Source organism: Aeromonas popoffii (assembly GCF_037818705.1).
GTDB lineage: Bacteria > Pseudomonadota > Gammaproteobacteria > Enterobacterales > Aeromonadaceae > Aeromonas > Aeromonas popoffii.
The window spans coordinates 1,526,829-1,550,778 of sequence record NZ_CP149129.1 but is presented as its reverse complement, the minus strand read 5'-3'; the positions used below and the strand labels follow the sequence as shown (position 1 = coordinate 1,550,778).

17 protein-coding genes are annotated in these 23,950 nt (G+C 55.0%); 15 read left to right on the top strand and 2 right to left on the bottom strand.

What is annotated here, in order from left to right; all coding sequences use genetic code 11:
* Window positions 1-18: 18 nt before the first annotated feature.
* Window positions 19-1,689: an FAD-dependent oxidoreductase gene (locus WJM78_RS07395; RefSeq protein ID WP_339014840.1), complete on the bottom strand. Its 1,671-nt coding sequence runs from the start codon at window positions 1,687-1,689 to the stop codon at window positions 19-21.
* Window positions 1,690-1,823: 134 nt separating this feature from the next.
* Between WJM78_RS07395 and WJM78_RS07390 the strand changes: the two genes are divergently transcribed.
* The 3 genes from WJM78_RS07390 (at window position 1,824) to WJM78_RS07380 (ending at window position 6,374) form a co-directional block, all read left to right on the top strand.
* A complete protein-coding gene (locus WJM78_RS07390) occupies window positions 1,824-4,763 on the top strand; it encodes a sensor domain-containing phosphodiesterase (RefSeq protein WP_339014838.1) in 2,940 nt (979 codons plus the stop codon).
* Window positions 4,764-4,828: 65 nt separating this feature from the next.
* Window positions 4,829-5,635, top strand: coding sequence for a pyruvate formate lyase 1-activating protein (gene pflA / locus WJM78_RS07385; RefSeq protein ID WP_084204556.1), 807 nt, complete (start codon window positions 4,829-4,831; stop codon window positions 5,633-5,635).
* Between the two features lie 97 nt (window positions 5,636-5,732).
* Window positions 5,733-6,374, top strand: a complete 642-nt coding sequence (locus tag WJM78_RS07380; protein ID WP_108536070.1) for an energy-coupling factor ABC transporter permease — start codon at window positions 5,733-5,735, stop codon at window positions 6,372-6,374.
* A gap of 97 nt (window positions 6,375-6,471) precedes the next feature.
* Here WJM78_RS07380 and WJM78_RS07375 read toward each other — a convergent pair whose 3' ends face one another.
* Window positions 6,472-6,996: an acyloxyacyl hydrolase gene (locus WJM78_RS07375; protein ID WP_108536071.1), complete on the bottom strand. Its 525-nt coding sequence runs from the start codon at window positions 6,994-6,996 to the stop codon at window positions 6,472-6,474.
* An 836-nt stretch (window positions 6,997-7,832) separates the two neighbouring features.
* Between WJM78_RS07375 and WJM78_RS07370 the strand changes: the two genes are divergently transcribed.
* The 12 genes from WJM78_RS07370 to WJM78_RS07315 all read left to right on the top strand — a co-directional run bounded on the left by WJM78_RS07370 (window position 7,833) and on the right by WJM78_RS07315 (window position 23,946).
* Window positions 7,833-8,633: an ABC transporter permease gene (locus tag WJM78_RS07370; RefSeq protein WP_339014832.1), complete on the top strand. Its 801-nt coding sequence runs from the start codon at window positions 7,833-7,835 to the stop codon at window positions 8,631-8,633.
* Window positions 8,634-8,637: 4 nt separating this feature from the next.
* The gene (locus WJM78_RS07365) at window positions 8,638-9,288 is read left to right on the top strand and encodes an ABC transporter ATP-binding protein (RefSeq protein WP_339014830.1); all 651 of its coding nucleotides are present in this window, start codon (window positions 8,638-8,640) and stop codon (window positions 9,286-9,288) included.
* 30 nt (window positions 9,289-9,318) lie between these two features.
* Window positions 9,319-10,512 carry a sugar transporter gene (locus WJM78_RS07360; protein WP_339014828.1) on the top strand — a complete coding sequence of 398 codons (1,194 nt, stop codon included), beginning with the start codon at window positions 9,319-9,321 and terminating at the stop codon, window positions 10,510-10,512.
* A gap of 37 nt (window positions 10,513-10,549) precedes the next feature.
* Entirely contained in the window at window positions 10,550-12,178 is a 1,629-nt protein-coding gene (locus WJM78_RS07355; protein ID WP_339015789.1) for a polysaccharide biosynthesis/export family protein, read from the top strand.
* Window positions 12,179-12,201: 23 nt separating this feature from the next.
* Entirely contained in the window at window positions 12,202-13,227 is a 1,026-nt protein-coding gene (locus tag WJM78_RS07350; protein ID WP_339014826.1) for a CgeB family protein, read from the top strand.
* An 80-nt stretch (window positions 13,228-13,307) separates the two neighbouring features.
* The gene (wecB, locus tag WJM78_RS07345) at window positions 13,308-14,453 is read left to right on the top strand and encodes a non-hydrolyzing UDP-N-acetylglucosamine 2-epimerase (RefSeq protein WP_422388438.1); all 1,146 of its coding nucleotides are present in this window, start codon (window positions 13,308-13,310) and stop codon (window positions 14,451-14,453) included.
* A gap of 71 nt (window positions 14,454-14,524) precedes the next feature.
* On the top strand, window positions 14,525-15,781 hold the full coding sequence (gene wecC / locus WJM78_RS07340) for a UDP-N-acetyl-D-mannosamine dehydrogenase (protein ID WP_339014822.1): 1,257 nt from the start codon (window positions 14,525-14,527) through the stop codon (window positions 15,779-15,781).
* 60 nt (window positions 15,782-15,841) lie between these two features.
* Window positions 15,842-18,607, top strand: a complete 2,766-nt coding sequence (locus tag WJM78_RS07335) for a glycosyltransferase family protein (RefSeq protein ID WP_339014819.1) — start codon at window positions 15,842-15,844, stop codon at window positions 18,605-18,607.
* Complete coding sequence (locus WJM78_RS07330; protein WP_339014817.1) at window positions 18,558-19,352, top strand: DUF6270 domain-containing protein; 795 nt, start codon at window positions 18,558-18,560, stop codon at window positions 19,350-19,352. Before WJM78_RS07335 ends, WJM78_RS07330 begins: the two co-directional genes overlap by 50 nt.
* Window positions 19,353-19,452: 100 nt before the next feature.
* Entirely contained in the window at window positions 19,453-20,517 is a 1,065-nt protein-coding gene (locus tag WJM78_RS07325) for a galactosyltransferase-related protein (protein ID WP_339014815.1), read from the top strand.
* Between the two features lie 26 nt (window positions 20,518-20,543).
* Window positions 20,544-22,631: a capsular polysaccharide biosynthesis protein gene (locus tag WJM78_RS07320; protein WP_339014813.1), complete on the top strand. Its 2,088-nt coding sequence runs from the start codon at window positions 20,544-20,546 to the stop codon at window positions 22,629-22,631.
* A 7-nt stretch (window positions 22,632-22,638) separates the two neighbouring features.
* On the top strand, window positions 22,639-23,946 hold the full coding sequence (locus WJM78_RS07315; protein ID WP_339014811.1) for a capsular biosynthesis protein: 1,308 nt from the start codon (window positions 22,639-22,641) through the stop codon (window positions 23,944-23,946).
* Window positions 23,947-23,950 lie beyond the last annotated feature (4 nt).

The following is a 23,950-nucleotide window of genomic DNA, read 5'->3' as shown; positions in this document are numbered from 1 at the left end:
TGCTGGTCGGTGAAGCCGTTACGCCATCACTGCCATCTGCCAGGTTTTGAAACCGCCGGAGAGGTTCTTCACCTTGAAGCCGTGCTGGCTGAGCAAGCGGCAGGCCACGTGGCCACGCAAACCCACCTGACAGCTGATGAGCAGCTCTTTCTCCCTGGGCAGTTCATCCAGGCGACCCCGTAGCTCATCGAGGGGGATGTGCAGGGCACCGGGAATGCGACCCAGCTGGTCGAGCTCGGGGCCATTGCGCACATCCAGCACCTGCTGATGGGGATGGCAGGCCTGCACCTCGGCGGTATGGCAGAGCAGGGTATCTCCCTTGAGATGATTGCTCGCCACGAAGCCCGCCATGTTGATCACATCCTTGGCCGAGCCGAATGGCGGCGCATAGGTGAGCTCCAGATCCTGCAGATCAAACACCGTCAGCCCGGCACGCTGGGCCACCGCCAGCACGTCGATGCGCTTGTCGACCCCGTCCTTGCCGATGGCCTGAGCGCCGTAGATCTTGCCATCGGGGGCAAACAGCAGCTTGAGGCTGACCGGGTGAGCGCCCGGGTAGTAACCGGCGTGACTGCCCGGATGCACATAGGCCTTCTCGAACGGCAGCCCCAGTTGCAGCAACCGTTTCTCGTTGAGACCCGTGCTGGCCACCGCCAGATCGAACAGCTTGCAGATGGCAGTGCCCTGGGTCTTCTTGTAGGTTTCACTGCGGCCCAGCATGTTGTCGGCGGCGATGCGTCCCTGCCGGTTGGCGGGGCCCGCCAGCGGGATCAGCACGGACTCGCCGGTGACGAAGTCGGTCTCCTCCACCGCATCCCCCACCGCATAGATGAAGGGATCCGAGGTGCACATACCGGCATCCACCTTGATACCGCCGCGCGGCCCCAGCTCAAGACCCGCCTGTGCTGCAAGCCGAGTCTCGGGCTTGACGCCGATGGCCAGGATCAGCAGGCCGGTGTCGAGCCGGGTGCCGTCACTCAGGGTCAGCCGCAAGCCGGGGCTGGCCGTTTGCTCCGGCTGCCCGTCCAGGATCTCGATAGACGCGAGGCCGGTGCGCAGCCGCAGGTCAATCCCCTCTTCGCGGATGCGGGCATGGAGCATGTTGGCCATCTCTCTGTCCACCGGTGCCATCACCTGATCGGAGAGCTCCAGCAGGGTGACATCCCGCTTGCGCTGGTGCAGTGCCTCCATCATTTCCAGCCCGATGAAGCCACCCCCCACGACTGTGACGTGGTGCGGATCATCGCGCTGCAAGGCCGCCAGTATGCGGTCCATGTCCGCAATGTTGCGCAGGGTATGCACGCCGGGGCTGTCGATGCCGGGGAAAGGCGGGCGAATGGGGGCCGCTCCCGGGCTCAGCAACAGCTGATCATAAGATTCGCGCCGCTCTTCGCCGGTGAGCAGGTTGCGCACCAGCAGGGTCTTGCCAACCTTGTCGATGTCGATCACATCGTGAAAGACCCGCACATCCACGTTGAAACGGCGCTTGAAGCTTTGCGGTGTCTGCAACAGCAAGGCCGAGCGGTCCTGAATGTCGCCACCGATATGATAAGGCAAGCCACAGTTGGCGAAGCTGACAAACTCGCCCCGCTCGAACATCACTATCTCGGCTGTTTCGCTCAGGCGACGGGCTCTGGCCGCCGCAGAGGCCCCCCCTGCCACACCGCCTACAATCAGGATCCGTTTCATCAGAAAGACTCCGGTTAACAATAGATTGCCACTAAATTAGCTACTACTAATTTAGATTTCAATGAAATTTTGTTTAGGCCGATTTTGCAGTATTCTTGCCACCCGCCAGTTGCTCAACAGGATGTTACCAGTTCATGTCGTCTACCGCGCTCAGTCACCTTCCCCCTGCCTGCCAGCCCCCCCTGTTCTTTCGTCTGGATGTCCGCAGCCAACGGCTGGTCGCCCTGACCGATGTGATGCAAACCCCGCTCTACTGGCTGGATGAGCCGAGAAGCGCCTGGCCCGCCCAGTTGCCCGATGCCCTGCGTCTACCCATAGAGCAAGCCCTTGCCAGCGGCTTGGGAGGCAAACTGGTACTGCGCTTCGCCGGCCAGCAGTGGCACATAGCCCTCTCCCACGAGCAGGATGCCTTCTGGCTCATCTGCCTGCAGACCCAGCGCCAGGAGCCCATCGCCGATCTGGCGTTGCAGCTGCCACGGCTGAGCCAGATGGCCAGCCAGCAGCAGTTTGCCGCCATGCTGGAGGCCCTCAAGGAGAGCCTGGGGGCCGATCGCCTCATTCTTTGGCACTATCAGGCCAACGGCTCGCTCGGCAGCGAGCAGCTGACCCCTGTCTTTGCCCTTGGTGCCGAGGGGCTCTCGGCCATCCGGGGTGACAGTCGCTACATACGCGCCCTGCGCACCCGCAAGTCTTTGAGTTTCTCCGAAGCCGCGCACCAGCCCATGCTGAGCCAGCACTACTATCTGGCCAGTGCGGGGATCAGCTCGCGCCTCGACGGCGCCCTGCTGGAGCAGGAAAAACTCATCGGCGTACTGAGCCTCGAATACCTCAACGCCACCCCGCTCAGCGAGGAGATGCAGCAACTGGTGCGTCACAGCGCCCAATTACTCGGCCACTGGCAGCCGGACCCCGAGCCCCTGCTCACCCCTGTGCTGACCCTGCCGACTGAACTGACCCTGCTGACCGGCATCGCCTATTGTCGCGCCCTGTTGCACTGGGCCATGACCGCCAGTGGCGCCCGCATCGGCTGGGTCGGTGAGTACCAGCCGCGCGGCCAGGATCTCTGGATCATTCCGCGCTGCGTGCTGGAGGGGGAGACCTTCTCCGTCCTCAAACCCATACAGATGGATCCGGGCCCCGACCAGGAGCTGTTCCAGCACGGTCAGGCTGTCTATGTGGAAGACCTGCCCCTGCGCTACCCCCAGGCAGCCCAGCTGCTGGCCCTCAATGCCAGGGCCTATGTCGGCATCCCCCTGCACGGGCCGGGTAGCGTCCCCATGGGCCAGCTCACCCTGCTGCTCGACGAGCCGCTGGCCGACCCTATGCCACTGCTCGATGCCCTCAACAGTCAGCACGAGCGGGCCGCCATCGAGCTGCAGCGGCTCGCCGCCGACGATGCCCTGCGCCTGGCGGAAGTGGCCTTCAACACCCACGACGGCCTGCTGGTGATGGATCACCAGGGGATCATTCTCAAGGTCAACCGCTCCTTTGGTCGCATCACCGGCTTTAGCGATGATGCGATGATCGGCCAGCATATCATCAAGCTGCGGCCCACCTATTACGGCGATCACCTGAAAGAGGATGTCAGACGGGCGGTCGATGAGCAGGAGTTCTGGATGGGCGAGGAGCGTTGCCTGCACCAGGATGGTCATCTGTTCCCGGTGCGGCTGATGGTGAGCGGCGTCAAGGATGAGCACGGTGAGCTCAGCCATTACGTCTGCAGCTTTTACGACATCACCAAAGAGAAAGACGCCGCCCGCCACATAGAGCAGCTCGCCTATTACGACGATCTGTGCGGCCTCTACAACAGGCGCAGCCTCAACGACATCATGCAGCGCACCCTGCAGGCACCCAGTGGTCAGTGGGGTGCCCTGTTGCTGGTGGATCTGGACAACTTCAAATCGATCAACGACTCCCTCGGCCACGCCTGCGGCGATCTGCTGCTGCAAGCCGTGGTGGAGCGGCTCAAGGGGCTACCTCAGGACAACCTGGTGCTGGCCCGCATTTCAGGAGACGAGTTCGCCCTGCTGTTCACCGCCCTGGGTCAGGGCTATGTCACCGCCAAGATCTTGGCCGAGCACTTCGCCCGCGAGCTGATGGGGCTGTTTCGCACCCCGTTCGACATCGAGGATCACAAGCTGCACTGCAGCGCCTCTGTGGGGATCAGCCTCTTCTCCAACGAAGATCAGGATCATCTGGTGCTGATGCAGCAGGCCGATACCGCCACTCACATGGCCAAGCGCTCCGGCCAGAGCAACTATGTGTTCTTCAGCGAGGCCATGGCCCAGAAAGAGAAGAGCAAGCTGGCCCTCAACAACCAGCTGCGCGACGCCCTGCGCAACCATGAGCTGCAGCTTTACTACCAGCCGCAATACAGGGTCGACAACGGCAGTTTGTCAGGGATAGAGGCACTGCTACGCTGGCAGCGCAGCGACGGCACCATGGTGCCGCCGGGAGACTTCATCCCCATCGCCGAGGAGACCAGCCTCATCCAGGACATAGGCTACTGGGTGATGAAGACCGCCTGCGCCCAGTACAGCTTCTGGCTCAACCGCGGTTTTGCCATTCCTCACCTGTCGGTCAACGTCAGCGCCCGCCAGTTCCACACGGCAGGATTTGTGCAGCAGGTGGAGTACATATTGCGCGACACAGGAGTGCCCCCCTCCCGTCTGCTGCTGGAGGTGACCGAATCCGTGGTGCTGGAGAACCGGCTGGAGAGTATCGCCAGGATGCGGCAACTCAAGGATCTCGGTCTCTTGCTCTCCATCGATGACTTCGGTACCGGCTACTCGTCGCTCGCCTACCTGCGGGATCTGCCGGCGGACGAAGTGAAGCTAGACAGAAGCTTCATTCAGACCCTGGTGCACAGCGAACAGGACAAGGCCATCGTCAAGGCGATCCTGGATCTGGCCAAGGTTTTCCGCTTTACCGTGACCGCCGAAGGGGTGGAGGATGAGGCACAGCTCGCCATCCTCAAAGCGCTGGGATGCCAGCATTATCAAGGCTTCCTGACCAGTAAGCCACTCACGGTCAGGGCCCTGGAAAGCCTGCTGGGTTCGCCCCAGCCGGGCTAAAGAGGTAGGATTTATAGGGCTTTATGTAATAAAATAACGACCTGCTCGAATCGTTGGAGTTGTCTATGTCTGTCATTAATCGGATCCCTGCTGTCAACACCAGCGGTGCGGTCGCTGAAACCAGCGAGTCCGGGATCATTGGCCGGATCCATTCCGTTGAAACCTGCGGCACTGTCGATGGCCCCGGGATACGGTTTATCGTGTTCATGCAAGGCTGCCTGATGCGCTGCAAGTACTGCCACAACCGGGACACCTGGGACACCCAGGGTGGCCGTGAAGTGACGGTGCAGGAGTTGATGAGCGACATCACCAGCTATCGCCACTTCATGAATGCCTCTGGCGGTGGCGTGACCGCCTCGGGTGGCGAAGCCATGTTGCAACAAAACTTCATCGCCGACCTGTTCGCCGCCTGCAAAGAGAAAGGCATACACACCTGTCTCGATACCAATGGCTTCGTGCGTCATTACGACGAACAGCTCGACAAGGTGCTCGACAACACGGATCTGGTGCTGCTCGACATCAAGCAGATCAATGACGAGAAGCACATACCGCTCACCCACGTCAGCAACAAGTACACCCTGGAGTTCGCCCGCTATCTGGCCACCAAGGGCAAGACCATGTGGATCCGCTACGTGGTGGTGCCGACCTGGTCAGACGATGACGAGAGCGCCGAAGGGCTGGGCCAGTTTATCGCCGAGCTGGGTGATTGTGTCGAGAAGGTGGAGCTGCTGCCCTACCACGAGCTGGGCAAGCACAAATGGGACGTACTGGGTGAGAACTATGATCTGAACGGGATCAAGCCCCCCAGCAAGGAGACCATGGACCGAGTTCAGGGCATCCTCAGCAAGTATCACAAGCACGTCAAATACTGATTGTTAAAGCAGGGCTGGCAGGGAATACGCCAGCCCTTGTTATTGTTATCCCTCACCCCTGCTCGCTCAGTACGCCATCACATGACAAGGACATGCCATGAGTGAAGGACAAGCCGCAGCCCTCCTGCTCTGGCTATTGCTGCTTATATTCAGCCTGCGCGGCCCCCTGCTGCGAACCCTGCTTGCCCAGCCACTCTATCAACACCTCTGCCTGGGCGGCGCCATCGCGCTGGTCCCACTCTGGGTCTTGCGTGCCGGCCTGCACGAGGGGCTGGAGGTGCACTTTCTCGGCCTCACCAGCCTGACCCTGTTGCTGGGGTGGCGCCTTGCCCTGCTCGCTCCCTGCCTGACACTGCTGATCCTCGGCTACTTCGATGTCATCGAGCTCGCCGACATCGGCTGGCATGCACTGATCGGCGTCGCTCTGCCCGTGGCCTCCAGCTGGTTGCTGTTTCTGGCCAGCTGGGCCTGGTTGCCCCGCCACCTGTTCGTCTACCTGTTCGTGGTCGCCTTCGGCGGCGGCGCCCTCAGTATCTCGGTCAAGGTGGTCGCCAGCGCCCTGCTGATGGACATGAGTGGCACCTATCCGTGGCACACCATCAGTGCAGACTACCTCTCCATCTGGCCACTGCTGCTCTTCCCCGAAGCCCTGCTCAACGGCATGACAATGACACTGCTCGCCATCTACCGCCCCCACTGGGTCAATACCTTCTTCGAGCGGGAGTACCTGGGGCGCTGACCCCTACGCCATGCTTGTCTGTCCATGACTCAACCCCCATGGGCAGACAAAAAGCCCCTGACGAGCAGGGGCTTGGCAACCAGAAGAGACGCAAGCGTTAAAACCGGTAGTCGATATGAAGTGAGTGAGTATCCAGACTTGGGTTGGACTCATACATGTTGGCGTTGGACATGTGCTCATACTGATAGCCAATCAGCCAGTTGCGGGTGATTGCATAGCCCAGACCAATACCGGTGGCAAACTGGAAGGGGCCGCCGTAATCCTTGAAGCCATTGCCACGATGACCAAATTCATGATCCGCCAGCCATAACACCTCGGCCGGGAGCCAGACCACCCAGTTACCCCACAGGCATTCGGCGCGAGCCCCCGTGCCCAGCCGAGCCGTTCTCTCATCCTCCACCTCCAGCATGCCCCCTCGCACACCGAGACCAAACTGGCAGCCTGAATCACCCCAACGCCAGAACATATGATGAAGTTTCACGTCAGCCGTAAAGATGTCGAGCTTCTCGCTCTCGGCAGGTGTACCCAATTGCAGTGCAACAATATTGTCATTGGCGATTGCCCCTGAACTCGCGACCAACGAAGCCAGCAGTCCCGAGAGCAAGAGAGTATTAGCGTCCATATCCCCTCCTACATCCTTGTTATCTATGGTGCCGTCCGAACGGGCACATATGAGGATAGGTCAGCGGGATGGACGCTTGTCAACGCGATGGATAAAACTAAAAAAATCATCATTTAAGAATAAATAGTCTAGCAATGATGAGGTGTTGGCGTGTAATTCAGGTAAATCAATAACAATAGAACATTATTTGACCACCAAGGCAACGGGGTTACATATCGCAATCTCGCATTAAATACAATCAATACAGCTCACAAAAACAAGATAAAATAACGACACTTATTTGATCCAGCGGCACCTGAATGAATCAGCTTATCGTCACGAACACTCATCAGACCTGTTATATTTTAACCAATAACACCATAAGTCATTACATAACAACGCCTTACATATTACAGTTGACATTTTGGTAATTAACTATCGTGTGTTGACTCAATTGCACCTGATAGGTACCATGCGCCACAAATAAAAATAAGCATGATGAGCGTCACATAATGGCGCTATATGCGTCACATAATGGCGCTATATGCACGGGTTGGTTGCTTACCTTTGTAAGTTGAATTCTGTTTGCTTTTTGAGCAAGCAGTCCCTCGTTATCACCCTCGATTTATTAATCATCATTACAACTCGCTTTATTTGGTCCGGGAATATGTCATTGCCGTGCGGTAGCCATCCCTAAAAAACACCATTGAGCCACATTTTGGTAACAAACCAGAAACCAAAAGCATTCAACACACACTGATGACTAGCTATTCATCATGAGCGCTCGCCTGTCGCCTAAACGTTTGTGATAGAGTCGCCCCTCTTCTTCATCCATATGCCGATATAAAGATTAAAATTTGAACGCCCCTATTCTATCAAATCAGCGTCGAGCCTCATTGGCGGTGCTCAAGGATGTGACCTTCGGCTTGCTGATGCGGGAGCTCAAGACCCGTTTTGGCAACTACCGCATGGGCTACACATGGGCCGTGCTCGACCCTCTTTTCGCGATTTCTGTGTTCTGTTTCATCTTCGGCATGCGCCAGCGCAATGGCTTTGGCGGGGTCGAAGCGCCAGTGTTTATCGCGGCTGGCTACCTGCCATTTATGATGTTTCAAAACATGGTCAGCCAGCTGCAGTCCGCAGTTAGTGCCAACAAAGGGCTGTTCTGCTATCGGCAGGTCACTCCCTTTGCCACCCTGTTCTCTCGTTTCTTGCTGGAAACCCTGATCGGCGTGCTGGTGGCCTTGGTGCTGATCCTGGGGCTGATGTGGTTTGGCTTTGATGCCATGCCTGCAGATCCGCTGGCCGTGCTGACGGGGTATGGCCTGCTGATGCTCTTCTCCTTTGCGCTGGGAACCTTGTTCTGTATCGCCACTTCCCTCTCCGAAGAGGCAAAAAAACTGATTCCCATTCTGATGCGCCCCATGATGTGGATCTCGGCAGTCTTCTTCCCGCTGGCGGCAGTGCCACAGAGCTATCAGCATCTGCTGCTGTGGAACCCAGTGGTGCACGCGCTTGAACTTATCCGCTCGGGCTGGATTGGCGGTTTTCAGACACAGGGGGGCAGTTGGTCTTATCTGGTGAGCACAACCCTGATCCTGCTCACTTTCGCTGCGAGTGCCTATCGCCTCAGCCATCGACGACTCATAGCAAGCTGACAACATGATCACTCTGGATAACGTCTCGAAATATTACCCCACCAAGTTTGGCCGCCATTACGTGTTAAGAAATGTGAGCTTTACCCTGCCGGGGGATCGCAATATTGGCATTTTGGGGGCAAACGGCGCGGGCAAGTCGACTCTGCTGCGCCTGCTCGGCGGCATGGACATGCCTAATCAGGGCAAGGTGATCCGCCACAGCCGGGTCTCCTGGCCACTGGCCCTGAGCGGCGGCTTTCAGGGCAGCATGACGGGGCGTGAAAATACCCGCTTCGTCTGCCGCATTCATGGGGTACACGACACGGCCGAGGTCGAAGAGTGGGTAAAAGCGTTCTCGGAGATTGGCCAGCACTATGAGTTGCCCATCAAGGGGTATTCGAGCGGGATGAGATCCAAATTCTCCTTTGCCGTCAGCATGGCCTTTGATTTTGATATCTATTTGACCGACGAGATCACCTCGGTGGGGGATGCCAGATTCAGACAGAAATGCATCGATGTCTTCACCCAAAAACGGGAAACCGCCAGCCTTATCATGGTCTCTCACGACATGAAAACCCTGCGCCAACAGTGCGACATGGGCATAGTGCTGCAAAACGGGCAGTTGACCCTACATGACGACATCGAAGAAGCCATCGCCATCTATCAAACGCTCTGATGTTTCCTTTAAGTCTTTCCACGGATATTTATGACCAAAGCCAATTTGACCGCCCTGCTTGAGCGCAAGCTGCGTAAATTCAAGCGCGACCCCAAGCTGTTTCTTATCGATTCCAAGGGGTATCAGGTTGCCCACCACTCCTGGAAAAAGGCCATCAAGCTTGGCAGCTTTCTCTGGGTCGTGGTCTGCTTCAGCCTGGCCACCCTCTATTACGGCGCCATTGCCAGCGATCGCTATGTCAGTCAGGCGAGCCTTATCATCAAGCAGGCCGACCAGCTCAAGATGCTGCCGGATGCCCTCTCCATGCTGGGGCTGGGGGGCAGCAATCATCAGGATGTGCTGGTGATACAGGAGTACCTCAAATCCTGGGATATGCTCAACACCCTGGATAACGCACTGCAACTGAAAAAACACTTTCAAAGCGACAGTGCCGATATGTTCTCGCGCCTGCCGGCAGATGCCACCCGCGAAGAGTTTCTGGCATTTTATCGGGACCACCTCACCGTCAGCCTGGATGAACTCTCCGGGGTATTGACCATCAGCCTGCAAGCCTTCGAGCCTGATTATGCCAAACAGGTTGTTAGCCTGATGCTCAAAGAGAGCGAAGGTTTTATCAACCGGTTGAGCCGTCAGGTGGCGATGGAACAACTCAAATTCGTGGAAACCGAAGTGGCCCGCTCACACGAGCGGCTGCTCAGCGAGCGAGAAAAGATGCTGGCCTTCCAGAACCAGCACCAGCTGATGAGCCCGGAGGCCACCAGTACCGCCATGATGGGGGTGGTGTCTGAGCTTGAAGCAGAACTGGTGCGCCAGGATGCCGAACTCAAGCGACTGCAAATCTACATGAACCCCAATGCCCCTGACGTGGTCGCGGTCAAAGACAGGGTCGATGCCCTCACCCGCCAGCTGGCACAAGAGAAGAAGCGCCTGACCGGCAGCGAGAAGCAATCCCTCAACGAGGTCAATGCCGACTATCAGGCGGTACAGGTACAAACCCAGCTGGCGGCTGATGTCTACAAGACAGGTCTGGTCAGCATGGAGCAGGCCCGCGTCGAGGCCTATCGCAAACTGAAGCACTTGCTGGTGGTGAGCCAACCCACTCAGGCCGAAGAGGCCGAATATCCCCGTCGTCTCTACAATCTGGCCACCATTGGCGTTCTGCTTTGCCTTTTCTACGGCCTGGTCGTGATGGGTCTTGCCACCTTGCGCGAACATCAGGACTGACAGGAGTATGTCGTTGAATACCTTCTTTACCAGACCATTGAATCTCAAGCCAAGCATGCTGGCACTGAGCCTGAGCTTGCTGCTCCAACCCGCTTATGCCCTGGAAATATCCCAGGAAGGGGCCCCGGTGCGCAAGGTCATCACGGATACCCAGACCCGGGATCCTGTGTTTGGCAACTGGCTGTTTCGCGGTGAGTTTGCCCGTGAATCCTTCAACGGCTTCAACCCGGATTACCGCATCGCCATCGGCGATCGCCTGCAGGTTCAGCTGTGGGGGGGGGTCGAGTTTGATCAACCCCTGACGGTCGACCAACAGGGCAACATCTTTCTGCCCAAGGTGGGCCCCATCAAGGTGGCCGGGGTACGCAACGAACAACTGAACGACACCCTGCTCGGGGCCGTCACCACCGTCTATCAGAAGAACGTCAGCGTCTACGCCACGCTGGACGTGAGCCAGCCGGTCAAGATCTTCGTGACCGGCTTTGTCAAACAGCCGGGCCTGTTTGCCGGTCAGTCTGGCGACTCTATTCTCTACTTCCTCGACAAGGCTGGCGGTATCGCCCCCGAGCGCGGTAGCTATCTGGATGTGGCCCTCAAGCGCAATGGCCAGACCCTGCGCCACTATAACCTCTACCAGTTCCTGGTCAATGGCACCCTGCTGCCAACCCAGCTGCGCGATGGCGACATCATAGTGGTGGCGCCGCTGCGCTATCAGGCCACGGTGCGCGGCAAGGTGGCGAATGCCAACAAGTTCGAGCTAAGCAAACCCCATGTCCCCCTGGCCGAACTGATGCAGATGGCCAGCCCCGATCCCGATGCCACTCATATTCGGGTGAGCCGCAATCAGGGCGAAGATATCCGCATGGATTACTACCCCATCAATGACGCCCAACTGGCCAAAAACATGGTCAGCTCGGGCGACACAGTGGAAGTGATCGCCGACAAGCGCTATGCCTCCATCGCGGTGCGGGTCGAAGGGGAACACGACAGTGCGCAGGAGTATGTGCTCAAGTACGGTGCCCGTCTCGGCGACATCCTCAACGGCCTGAAACTGACCCAGGATGCGGACCTGAGCGCCATCCAGCTCTATCGTGACTCGGTCAAGGTGCGCCAGAAAGAGATGTTGCAATCGTCACTCAAGGCGCTGGAGGCCAGTATTTTGACCGCCCGCTCCTCTTCCGAAGGGGAAGCCAAGCTGCGCAACAGCGAAGCCCAACTGCTGATGCAGTGGGTTGAGCGTGCCAAAGACATTGAACCCAACGGGCAGGTGGTGTTGGCCAATGGCACCAATATGGAAGATGTGCGACTCGAACCGGGCGATATCATCCGTATTCCGCGCCAAACCAACCTCATCATGGTGCACGGCGATGTCATGTTCCCGAACGCCATCCTGATGGACAACAAACGTACCGTGGCCGATTACATCAATCTGGCCGGCGGCTTTACCCAGAAAGCCAGCAACTCCCGTATTTTGTTGCTGCATCGTGATGGCACCTTCAGCCAGATCGAAAAGAGCGATCTGGAAAATAAAGAGATCACCATCAAGCCGGGTGACGAGATCTTCGTCCTGCCGCAGGTCGATACCAAGTCGCTGCAGATCACCAAGGATATTACCGAGGTGCTCTATCAAATCGCCATTTCGGCCAGAGCCTTGGTGCTGTTGTAATAACAAAAATAGGGTGGCCATGGTTGCCACCCTATTTCACCGGTGAGTCAACTCCTTTGCATTACAATAAACGACCACGTATTGCGTTAGTGGCAGACCAGTTCACGACGTTCAGCCTGGCCCCCGATGCCGATCTTATCCAGCTCACGCCACTTGACTGGCAATGGAAGCTCAGGTTTTTCAAACCTGATTTCCTATTTGTTGAGTCTACTTGGCGTGGCTACAAGAATAGCTGGCAAGGCAAGATTGCCAGTTATTCACACAACTCACCCAATAAACCCGAGCTGAGAAAGCTTCTGGATTTTTGTCGAAAACGAAAAATCACAACCATCTTCTGGAATAAAGAGGACCCATTTCATTTCGAGCGTTTTGCCGATGCGGCAGCACTGTTCGATGTGGTCTATACCACGGATGCCGGTTCGCTTGAGCGGTACCATGCCCTCCCCCATCAGGCATTTCAGCATGTGGGCGTTCTGATGTTTGCCGCACAGCCAAGCTGGTATCAACCCGCGGTGAGCGGTGAACGGGGGCCCGGGATCGCCTTTCTGGGTGGCTATTATGGCAATGAGCTGGCCGAGCGCAGCAGGACCCAAGAAGACGTGCTGTATGCACTGCGGGACAGGGGCTTGATTATTTTCGATCGCTTCTGGCAGAAAAATAACGATTGCAGTTACCCGGACACGCTTCTGCCTTACTGCAAGCCTGCCATTTCGCCAATTTCTGTCGCCAAGGCGTATCGCCAATATCAGATTTATTTGAATTTCAATACCATAAGTCAATCTTCAACTATGTTGTCTCGCCGGGTCTTTGAATTGGCGGCAGCGGGCTGCCCCATTATCAGCACCCCTTCGATAGCGATGGATAACATATTTGGCAAGAGTATCGTCGCTGTGTCAGATGGGACAGCAGCGCGAGAATGGTGTGTGCAATTACAACAAGATATTCGACAAAGAAACGAATTGGGCAAGCAGGCAAGAGAAATTGTGCTGGCTCAACACACCTGGCATCACCGGCTGACGCAGTTAAACAGTGAGCTCAGCCTTTTTTAAGTAGTGTCTGGAAATACATAAAACAATTAACTCACACGGGAGTGATTATTATGCCTATAAAAGCGCAGCGGGTTTTGATTGTGTTTGGTACCAGACCGGAAGCGATCAAGATGGCGCCGATCGTCAAGGCCTTCCAGGCCAATCGCAAGATTGACGTCAGAGTCTGTGTGACAGGACAACACAGGGAGATGCTGGATCAGGTGCTCAACCTGTTCGAGATCGAGCCGGAGTATGATCTCAATATCATGAAACCGGGCCAGGACTTGACTGATGTCACCACCGCCATCTTGCAAGGGCTCAGACCCGTCTTTGCCGAGTTTAAACCGGATCGCATTCTGGTTCATGGCGATACGGCCACCTCTTTTGCTGCCACCCTGGCGGCCTACTATCACCGCATTGCGGTCGGTCACGTTGAAGCGGGCCTTCGCACTGGCAATATCTACTCCCCCTGGCCGGAAGAGGGTATGCGTCGTCTGACAGGGGGCATTGCCGATCAACACTACACCCCGACCATCAGTTCGCTGAAAAACCTCATCATGGAAAACATCGCCCCCGAGACCATCTTCGTGACCGGTAACTCGGTGATCGATGCCCTGATTGAGGTTTCCCACCGCATTGATAAAAACGTCGGCATGAAAGCCGAGCTGGCCAGCCGCTTCCCCTTCCTGGACCAGAGCAAGAAGCTGATCCTGGTGACCGGCCATCGCCGTGAGAACCACGGCGATGGCTTTGAGCGTATCTGCAAGGCACTGGCAGTGCTGGCCCAGCGGGATGACGTCCAGATCGTCTATCCGGTACACCTCAACCCCAACGTGCAAGAACCGGTCAACCGTAACCTCAAGGGGCTCGACAATGTGCATCTGATAGAACCGCAGGATTATCTGCCCTTCGTCTATCTGATGAAACAGAGCTACCTGATCCTGACCGACTCGGGCGGCATCCAGGAAGAGGCCCCGACTCTGGGCAAACCCGTGCTCTGCATGCGCGACACCACTGAGCGCCCTGCCGCCGTCAAGGCTGGCACAGTGCGCCTGGTCGGCACTTGTGACGAGACCATAGTGGCTGAGACAGTGCGTCTGCTGGATGACGAGCTGGCTTACAAAGTGATGAGCCATGCCAACAACCCCTACGGGGATGGCAAAACCAGCCAGCGTATCGTTGAAGCGGTCACAGGGCTGAGCGGCGCACTGGGTCAACAGATTAACAGCAGCCTGCAGGTTGCCTGATTCACAGATTACATACCTGTCTTTGGGGGCATGCTTGATGCCCCCTGTTTTACTATCGAGAGCACACAATAATGAAATTTGAAACCATCTCCGTTGTTGGTCTGGGTTATATCGGTTTGCCAACTGCAGCAGTCATCGCCAGCAATGGCATTCGTGTGGTAGGTGTGGATGTCAACCAGCATGCGGTAGACACCATCAACCAGGGCAAGATCCACATTGTCGAGCCGGGTCTGGAAGACCTGGTCAAACAAGCCGTGCAGGATGGCCATCTGAGTGCCCACAGCAGCCCGCAGAAAGCCGATGCCTTCCTGATCGCCGTACCGACCCCGTTCAAGGGTGAAGATCATGAGCCGGACCTGAGATATATCGAGAGCGCCTCCCGCGCACTGGCCCCCATGCTGGAAAAGGGCAACCTGGTGGTGCTGGAATCCACGTCACCGGTCGGCGCGACCGAGCAGATGGCCAAGTGGTTGGCCGAAGAGCGCAGCGATCTGACCTTCCCGCATACCGTTGCTGAAGGCCAGACCCCTGATATCTTTGTGGCGCACTGCCCGGAGCGCGTACTGCCCGGTCAGGTGATCCGCGAGCTGGTCGAAAATGATCGCATTATCGGTGGCATGGATGCAGCCAGTACCGCTGCTGCTACCCAGGTCTACAAGATGTTTGTCAAAAAGGGCGAGTGCATCGCGACCGAAGCGCGCACTGCCGAGATGAGCAAGCTGACCGAAAACGCCTTCCGTGACGTCAATATCGCCTTTGCCAACGAGCTGTCCCTCATCTGTGACAAGCAGGGTATCAATGTGTGGGAGCTGATTTCCCTGGCCAACCGTCACCCCCGCGTCAATATTTTGCAGCCTGGCTGCGGCGTGGGTGGTCACTGCATCGCCGTCGACCCCTGGTTTATCGTCAACCAGAACCCGGACACGGCCCGCATGATCCACCAGGCACGTCTGGTCAATGACTACAAACCTCACTATGTGGTGGAGCAGGTAGAAAGCGCGGCCGCCGGTATCAACAACCCGAAGATCGCCTGTCTGGGGTTGGCATTCAAGCCAGACATCGATGACCTGCGCGAAAGCCCGGCGCTGGATATCACCAAGACCCTGGCCAACAACCCGGCTTATCAGATCCTGGCGGTGGAACCCAATATTGACGCTCTGCCATCTGCGTTGGAAAATCGCAATAACGTCAAGCTTGCTTCCCTGTCAGATGCTCTGCAGCAGGCAGATGTGATTGTTATTCTGGTCAAGCACAAGCAATTCCTTGGTCTGAATCGCAGCGATGCTGCCAATAACCAATTGCTTGATTTCGTCAACGCCGCTCAATAATCCACTCGAAAATGGTGGCCGGGATTAACCCGGCCACTGTGTGAAAAAAAGAACTCTGATATGTCGACCCGACTCGCTAAAAAAAACGCCCGAAAAAATCAGCCGCCACGTCAGCAAGAGAATCATCTCAATACTGTTTTCTCAATCTATGACGAGCACCTCGATCACCTATACCGACAGCTGGCCAGAAAGACCGACAAGATTGAATGGGTAGAACAGTCTTACCCCCTGCTCTCTTTTGGCAACATCAGCAATATAGAAACTGCTGATGCCTGGATGCTGCCTGCGGATAATGACCGTAACAAAACGATAGCCGTAGATGCTGCAGGTATTCTCTCACTGGAGCTTGGTCTGGTTGATGGGGACTCCTTCTATCTGCAGACTGGCAGTATGGATATCAATGGTCTACCTCTGAACAAAGAGGCTTGGCGTATCAACGGCAGTCATAAATATCGCGCTCACCTTGATGCCCAATTTGGTGAGCAACGCCCCGATTGCGCCATGTTCTTCATCCAATACGATGAAGAGAAGCGCATTGCCCACAAATTTCAGCAGATATATAACGGTCTGAATAAGATAGAATTCGAAACAGCACCTGATGCCCGTTATTTCAGTATCGCTTTGCGCCTCAAGGGGCAAGGTACTCTTAATATAAAGCCACTCAGAATCATCGCAGAAGAGATGCTTCCGGTAAATGCCATCAAACTGGAAAGCTGTGAGAGTGAAGAAGAGATCGCCCGTATTTTCGAGCTCAAGGCCAAGGCATTAACTACTGCGTTCGAGAAGCGCATTCACGCTTTGCCTGACTCCCCTCTGGTACAAAAAACCAATCTGGAGGCCTTGAAAGACAAGCTTGCTGTGGCTCTCTATGAAAAGCAGCAGATGGAGAAATCACTCTACTATCGTCTTGGCAAAACGCTGGCAGAAGCCAAGCAAAACAAACTGGCTGGGCTACTGTCACTGCCACAAAAATTGATTAAAATCCGAGCTGCGAAACGTAAAGGGAAATTTGAACAGCCTCCGATGGATAACATCATCAGGCAGAGTTTGCTGGAACAGGTTGGTATCTTCAATGAGGCTCGTCCCAATGAAGAAGTCACCTGGCCCGGGTTTGAGCCAAGAGCCAGACTGCGCAACCAGCACATAAACATTGTGTCTATCAGTGACAAATTCACGTACGAGTGTTTCCGCTATGAGGCGAACTTCATTCCGCTAACCAAGAAAAACTGGAAAGAGGAAATTGATGCGGCCAACCCGGTTCTCTTCTTTGTCGAGTCCGCCTGGAATGGCAATGATGGCGAATGGACCTATACCATGGCCAGCTACAAGAAGCACCTGGGTGATCCGCTGCGCGATGCCATCAAGTATTGCAAGTCGAAGAATATTCCCGTTGTGTTCTGGAACAAGGAAGATCCGACCAACTACGATGTCTTTATCGATGTCGCCGCCGATTGTGATTATATCTTCACGACCGATGGCAATATTCTCGATAAATACAAGAGTCGTGTTGGCCATGACCGCGTCTACCCGCTGGCTTTCGCCGCCCAGCCAGCCATTCATAATCCAATCCGTGACAAACGCAAGAAGTTGCCGACTTACGAAATCTGTTTTGCTGGTAGCTGGTATAACAATGGCCATGATACCCGCCGGGTACAGACCGAAATCGTGCTTGATGGCGCCATGCACCGGGAACTGCATGTCTACGACCGCATGTTGCACGCCACCAAGCATCGGGAGTCCCGCATATTCCCGGCGAAATACCAGCCCTTTATTGTCGGCTCATTGAACTATGACCAGATGGTCACAGCCTATCGCCAGTACAAATTGTTCCTGAACATCAATACGGTGCAAGATTCACCAACCATGTTCTCTCGCCGGGTTTTTGAAATTCTGGCCTGTGGTACACCGGTAGTTTCGACTCATTCGGATGGGATGAAGGCAATGTTAGGTGAGCATGTTAGTATTGTTGCTGACAAAAATAATGCAAAGCTAAAAATTGATCAGCTTCTAAATGATGAACAAAGTCGCAGACGTGTAGGTCATTTGGCATCAAGACATACGTTACAGCATCATACATATAAAAATAGATTAGAGTACATTTTCAATCACGTTAATAAAGAAGTTCCTTTAAATAACAATACATCCTTGGTCTCTATTGTTATGTGTACAAATAGACCCCACAATATTGACTTGATGATCAACAATTATTTGCAACAAGATTATGAAAACAAAGAATTGATCGTTGTTATCAACACTGATGATAACGACCTCTCTCATGTAAAAGATAAACTATCAAAGATTCAAAATGTTAAACTAGCACAATTGAGTGCAGCGTTAACACTGGGGGAATGTCTAAATAAAGCGGTAGAGTTATCTAAAGGTGACATTGTAGCCAAGTTAGATGATGATGACATTTATGGAAAAAGTTATATATCTGATGCCATTTTAGCTCTCGATTATTCTGGTGCTGATGTTGTAGGAAAAGATTCTCACCTCGCATACGTTGAGTCTATGGATAAGACTTTCTTAATTCGAGAAGACAAAGACTGTAGATTTAGTGAGTTTATAATAGGCGCTAGCCTTGTCATTAGAAGAACGGTTTTTGAAAAAGTTACGTTCCACAATAAAAATCGTGGTGAAGACTCTCAGTTCTTGAAAGACTGCAATGATAAAAAGATTGCAATATACTCATCAGATATTTACAACTACATCACCATAAGAAGTAAAAATATAAATAATCACACTTGGAAGATCGACGACCAAGATTTTATAAAGAATGCAAAGTTTATTTGCAATGGCCTCGCAAAAGAGCTTTATTGCATTTAAGGAGTTTGCATTGAAAAAAGCAGCAATAATTGGTTCGTGTGTAACAAGAGATGCTTTTGAGTTTGACAATAGTATCCTTGATATTTCTGGATCTTATTTTCCAAGAATATCAATTATTAGTATGATGAGTGCCCCAATCCCTATAGATCATACTATTCTATCTTCTGAAAATCAGTGGCTTAAATGGGTCATATTAAATGACTACAATAAAACATCCATATCTCAAATAAAAAATAAAAATCCAGACTATATTTTAATAGATCTGATAGAAGAGCGGCACGATATAATAAAGGTAGGGGATAGCTACCTTACTCTTTCCGATGATTTTATTAAAATAAATCCTTTTGCAAAAAAGGAAGAATATAGTCATGTGGTAGGTAGAGAAAGTGATGATGTTGTCAAGTTATTCTATGAAAAGTCGGCTTCATTCTGTGAAAGAATAAACTCTGATTTCCCGAATACCACTGTCATTATTCATGATGCAAAATACAGTGACTATTATATGGATAAAGGAAAAATAAAACGGTTCGATGAGATTCGATGCCATAAGAACAAGGTCATGAACTCAAGACTAGATTGTTACGTGAGTTTTTTAATGAACAGAATATCCAATGTAAAGAAAATTTCAATAGACAAGGAAATTAGTCTAGCCAGCAGTGGCCACAAATGGGGCTTGTCACCATTTCATTACATCGATGAATACTATTTGGAATTTATAAACAAAGTCAGAAAGATTATTTCTTAACATCACAAAAAATGGCATGCCGCATGTCAACACCATGCGGCATGCCAAAAGTGCTCCTACAGTCTGAGATGTTAAAACCTACCAATTAGATGTTGGAAATATGCCTATCAATATAACCGTAGTTATCCCTTTCTTTCATCTAGGTCATGAGCGCGGTAGTTTAACTGATGCGAAAATACGCCTAAATCGCTGTATTGACTCATTTACAGAAAGTGATACTTCACTGACCATAATGACAAATAAGTCAGATTTAACTGTTGGCAAAAAAAATGTAGTTTGTAAAAAACGAGACATTAAAGGTATATTTTCACCCGGGGTGATTAGAAATAGTATCATCCTGGATGTTACACATGATTATATTTTCTTAAACGACTCAGACTTAGTTATAAACCCACGTCTTTCCAAAGAAATATTAGAACAGAGAAATAAAGTACAAAAAATTGGTAAAAATGCCTTTGAAATGTACCCCTGCCTCTATCTCACTAAAGAAGAGACAGAGCGGTTTGACGGGGATTTTCAAGGCTGCCTGGAATCCTTTTTGCGCGGTGAGAATCACCGGGTGGAAGGGATTGCCCTTGCCAGCAGTTGTTTGCTACTCAATCGCGAGTGGTTTTTGCAACTGGGGGGCTTTGACGAACAGTTTGTCGGCCACGGTGGCGAGGATCTGGAACTGATTGACCGGCTGACGCGCCATTATCCCATCGGGCCAAGGCCCGATGATTATGGCTTGAATATCAAGGCGCAGCACCCGGGGGATTATCAGGGGTTTCGCCGTTATTTCAGTTACTATGCCCTGCCCCATCTGTTTGCCGGTCGGTTTCTGGTGCATCAGTGGCACCCGCGCCCCCTGACTCACCCTTATCACAAGCGCCGGGCGGGTAATGACCAGCTGCTGGAACAGATGCTGTCTCGCTCCGAGGCAGAGCGATGCCCCTTGAAAGGGCCAGTGGTGCCCTGCCATAACCTTAATGGTGAGCTGCCGGACTTTCGGGAGTGGATGATCCGTTTGCAGGAAGAGGCGGGGTATCCCGTCAACGAGTATCCGGGGCTATTGCGCTGGCAAGATGGCATCACGCCCAAGCGCCCTTTGTGGCGCAAGCTACGCAAGCTTTATCTCAATCCACGCGCTTTTTTCAGAGACATGTTCAAACCCACATCTCTCTAAGCTTCATTTTTATCCGAGCAACTTGCATGACTCTATGGACACAATCTGGCGGCATACTGGCCCGCAGCGCGCAGATCAACGCCTGTCTGGGCCAGCCATTGGCACGTCTCACCCCTGATGCCACTCCCCAGCCCGGTGATGCCCTGGTGGGATGGGGCCAGAAAGCCAATACCCGTCAGATTAAACAGCAGACGCAGGCATTGGGCTTGCCTTATTGGCAGTTGGAAGATGGCTTTATCGGTTATATCGGTCATCCCGCCAGGGGCGGCAAGGCGGTCTCGCTTATCGCAGACCCCGTCGGCATCTATTACGATGCGCGCCAGCCCAGCCAGCTTGAACAGCTGATTGCCACCCCGGTGGATGACGCCCTGCTTGAGCGGGCGCAGCGACTGATGGCTGACCTGGTGCGCCTCGGTGTGACCAAGTACAACTGCTATGCCACTCGCCCTGCCCATCCCGCTGGCGATGCTTCTGCCGGGCTCTCTGCGCGAGGTGAGCCGGGTGGTTTGCCCGCGGCGCTGGCCCAGCGCCTGCTGCAAGATGGCAGACCCAGGGTGCTGTTGGTGGATCAGGTGGCGGGCGATCTCTCCATTCCGGGGGCATTGGCCAGTGAGGCCGATTTTATGGCCATGGTCGAAGCGGCGCGTCGCAATCACCCCCATGCCCGCCTGCTGCTGCGCACGCATCCCGACACCCGTTTTGGCAAGAAGAGCGGCGTGCTGGCCCGACTGCAACTGGATGATGTGGAGGTGGTTGCCGATCACTGCCATCCCCATGCCCTGCTCAGCCGGGTGGAGGCCGTCTATACCGTCTCTTCCCAACTCGGATTTGAGGCGCTGCTGCTCGGCAAGCCGGTGTATTGCTTCGGCATGCCGTTCTACGCCGGCTGGGGGCTGACCGTTGATAGCAAGCAGTGCGAGCGCCGCAAGGTTCAGGTATCGCTGCCCCAACTGGCAGCGGCGGCGCTTATCCTCTATCCGCGCTATCTGGATCCGGTGCTCGGTCAGCGCTGTGAGGTGGAGGAGGTGCTGGCCATCATAGCGCGCCAGCAGAGGCCAGCGCCGCGCTGGCGCAGGCTCTATCTGGTTGGTTTCTCCCTGTGGAAACGCGCCTTTATGCAGGCATTTTGCCACCACCTGGCCGATGAGCTGCGCTTTGTGCGCACGCCGCCCAAGCGGCTGACCGGCGATGAGCAGGTGCTGATCTGGGGCAGCCGCTACCCGGATCTGACCTCGGCCATTCGGGTTGAAGATGGCTTTATCCGATCCCGGGGGCTCGGTTCCAACCTCTGCCGCCCCTCTTCCCTCTCCATCGATCTGGTCGGGATCTATTTCGACAGCCGCATGCCAAGCGGGCTCGAGCAGTTGCTCAACTATCAGCAACTGACACAGGTCGACGTCAATCGGGGGGCCGCCCTGATTGAACTGCTCCTGCAGCACAGGGTCAGCAAGTACAACGTGGGCACGCCACAGCACTACACACCGCCTGCCGATGGGCGCCCGCTGGTGCTGGTGGTGGGGCAGGTAGACGGGGATGCCTCCATCCTGACCGGCAGCCCGACCATTCGCAGCAATGAACAGTTGCTGTGGGCCGTGCGCGCCGCCAAGCCAGAGGCGCATATTCTGTTCAAGCCACACCCGGATGTGGTGGCGGGCAATCGGGCAGGCGCCATCTCTGCCGCCTGCCTGGCAGAGTGTGTCGACAGCCAGGTGCTGGACATAGGGCTAACCAGTCTCTACCCCCACGTGGACGAGCTGCATACCATGACCTCGCTGAGCGGATTCGAGGCGCTGGTGCAGGGGGTGAAGGTCACGACCTGGGGCCAGCCCTTCTACAGCGGCTGGGGACTGACGACAGATGCTCATCCCCCGGCCCGGCGCCAGCGCAACCTGCCCCTGGCAGCGCTGGTTTACCTGACGCTGGTCGCCTATCCGCTCTACATCGATTGGCAGACCGGGCTCTGGATAAGCCCGGAGCAGTTGATCCGCCAGCTGGCAGAGCAAGGGCACTCATCGGCCCACAAGTCGAGCCGCTGCCAACGCTGGCAGATCAAACTGAGTTACCTGACACAGACGCTGTTGCAGCGCCCCGCCCTCCCCCGGTTCATGAGATAAGCCGCACATGAAGATTTTGTTGTTGCAAGGACCGCTCGGCCCCTTCTTTCAAACCTTGAGCCAGACCCTGAGCGAGGCGGGCCACGAGGTTTACAAGATCCATTTCAATGGCGGCGACGAGTGCTGGCCCTGCACAGGCCATAACGAACGCTTCACCGGCAAGCCGGAAACCTGGAATACCTTTTTTCGCCGCTTTATCAAGCGACATGGTATCGACAGCCTGATCTGCTACGGCGATTGCCGCTATTACCACCTGCAGGCCATTCGCATCTGCAAGCTGAAGAAGATCGCCGTCTGGGCCATGGAAGAGGGGTATCTGCGCCCCGACTATGTGACCCTGGAGCAGGGGGGTGTCAATGCCTTCAGCCCGCTCTTTGCCAAACGTGACCAGCTGGCCAAGATGGCCTGGCCTGCCCCCTATGAAGCGCAGCTGCAGGTAGGCAAGACCTTTGCCCGCCGCGCCGGGTATGCCAGCCGCTACCACATCAACAAGATGCTGTTTCGCTGGCGTTATCCGCATTTCGTCAACCACAGACCCTGGAGCCTGTATCAGGAAGCCAGAGGCTGGGTGGCGGGCGGACTGGTCAAGTGGTGGTACAGATGGTCTGATCGCTCGCTGCTCAAGGCGCTGCCCCAGCACAAGGGCCATATCTTCTTCGTGCCCTTGCAGGTCACCGAGGATTTTCAGATAAGGGAACACTCTGACTTGAGCTGCGTGGAAGAGATGGTCGCCCAGGTGATGAACTCCTTTGCCGAGCATGCCCACCGCGAGGATGTGTTGCTGTTCAAGCACCACCCCATGGACCGGGGTTATGTCAGCTACCAGTCCCAGATAAACCGGCTGGTGACGCTGCTCGGGCTGGAAGGGCGGGTGTTTTATGGTTACGACTTGCCGCTGCCGACCCTTTATCCGCTGCTCAAGGGCGTCATCACCATCAACAGCACGGTTGGTCTCTCCGCCTTGCTGCACGATGTGCCGACCTTTTGCATGGGGCGGGCCCTGTATGATCTGGCAGGCCTCACCACCCGTGGCAGCCTTGCAACCTTCTGGCACAAGCAGAGCCCGGTGTGCAGCGACACCTTCGAGCGCATGCGCCAGTCCCTGCTCCATCTGACCCAGCTCAATGCCAGCTTCTACCGCCATCTGGAACTGAGCGCCATGGCCGTGGTGCAGAAGATCCATCAGCACAGCGAGCAGACCCTGCCCGTCAAACAGGGCAAGCGGGCGCCGACCAGTATCATCGGCGCCCTCAGTGCTCTGAGTGCCTTGGGCCTCCTGGCTGAAGAGCTGTTGACCCCCATCGCCACCTTGTAAGCAA

Bases quoted from the DNA above. Each gene is read 5' to 3' on its own strand.
- WJM78_RS07395 (WP_339014840.1), bottom strand. From the start codon at position 1,689: ATGAAACGGATCCTGATTGTAGGCGGTGTGGCAGGGGGGGCCTCTGCG.
- WJM78_RS07390 (WP_339014838.1), top strand. From the start codon at position 1,824: ATGTCGTCTACCGCGCTCAGTCACCTTCCCCCTGCCTGCCAGCCCCCC.
- pflA (WP_084204556.1), top strand. From the start codon at position 4,829: ATGTCTGTCATTAATCGGATCCCTGCTGTCAACACCAGCGGTGCGGTC.
- WJM78_RS07380 (WP_108536070.1), top strand. From the start codon at position 5,733: ATGAGTGAAGGACAAGCCGCAGCCCTCCTGCTCTGGCTATTGCTGCTT.
- WJM78_RS07375 (WP_108536071.1), bottom strand. From the start codon at position 6,996: ATGGACGCTAATACTCTCTTGCTCTCGGGACTGCTGGCTTCGTTGGTC.
- WJM78_RS07365 (WP_339014830.1), top strand. From the start codon at position 8,638: ATGATCACTCTGGATAACGTCTCGAAATATTACCCCACCAAGTTTGGC.
- WJM78_RS07360 (WP_339014828.1), top strand. From the start codon at position 9,319: ATGACCAAAGCCAATTTGACCGCCCTGCTTGAGCGCAAGCTGCGTAAA.
- wecC (WP_339014822.1), top strand. From the start codon at position 14,525: ATGAAATTTGAAACCATCTCCGTTGTTGGTCTGGGTTATATCGGTTTG.
- WJM78_RS07335 (WP_339014819.1), top strand. From the start codon at position 15,842: ATGTCGACCCGACTCGCTAAAAAAAACGCCCGAAAAAATCAGCCGCCA.
- WJM78_RS07330 (WP_339014817.1), top strand. From the start codon at position 18,558: ATGCAAAGTTTATTTGCAATGGCCTCGCAAAAGAGCTTTATTGCATTT.
- WJM78_RS07325 (WP_339014815.1), top strand. From the start codon at position 19,453: ATGCCTATCAATATAACCGTAGTTATCCCTTTCTTTCATCTAGGTCAT.
- WJM78_RS07320 (WP_339014813.1), top strand. From the start codon at position 20,544: ATGACTCTATGGACACAATCTGGCGGCATACTGGCCCGCAGCGCGCAG.
- WJM78_RS07315 (WP_339014811.1), top strand. From the start codon at position 22,639: ATGAAGATTTTGTTGTTGCAAGGACCGCTCGGCCCCTTCTTTCAAACC.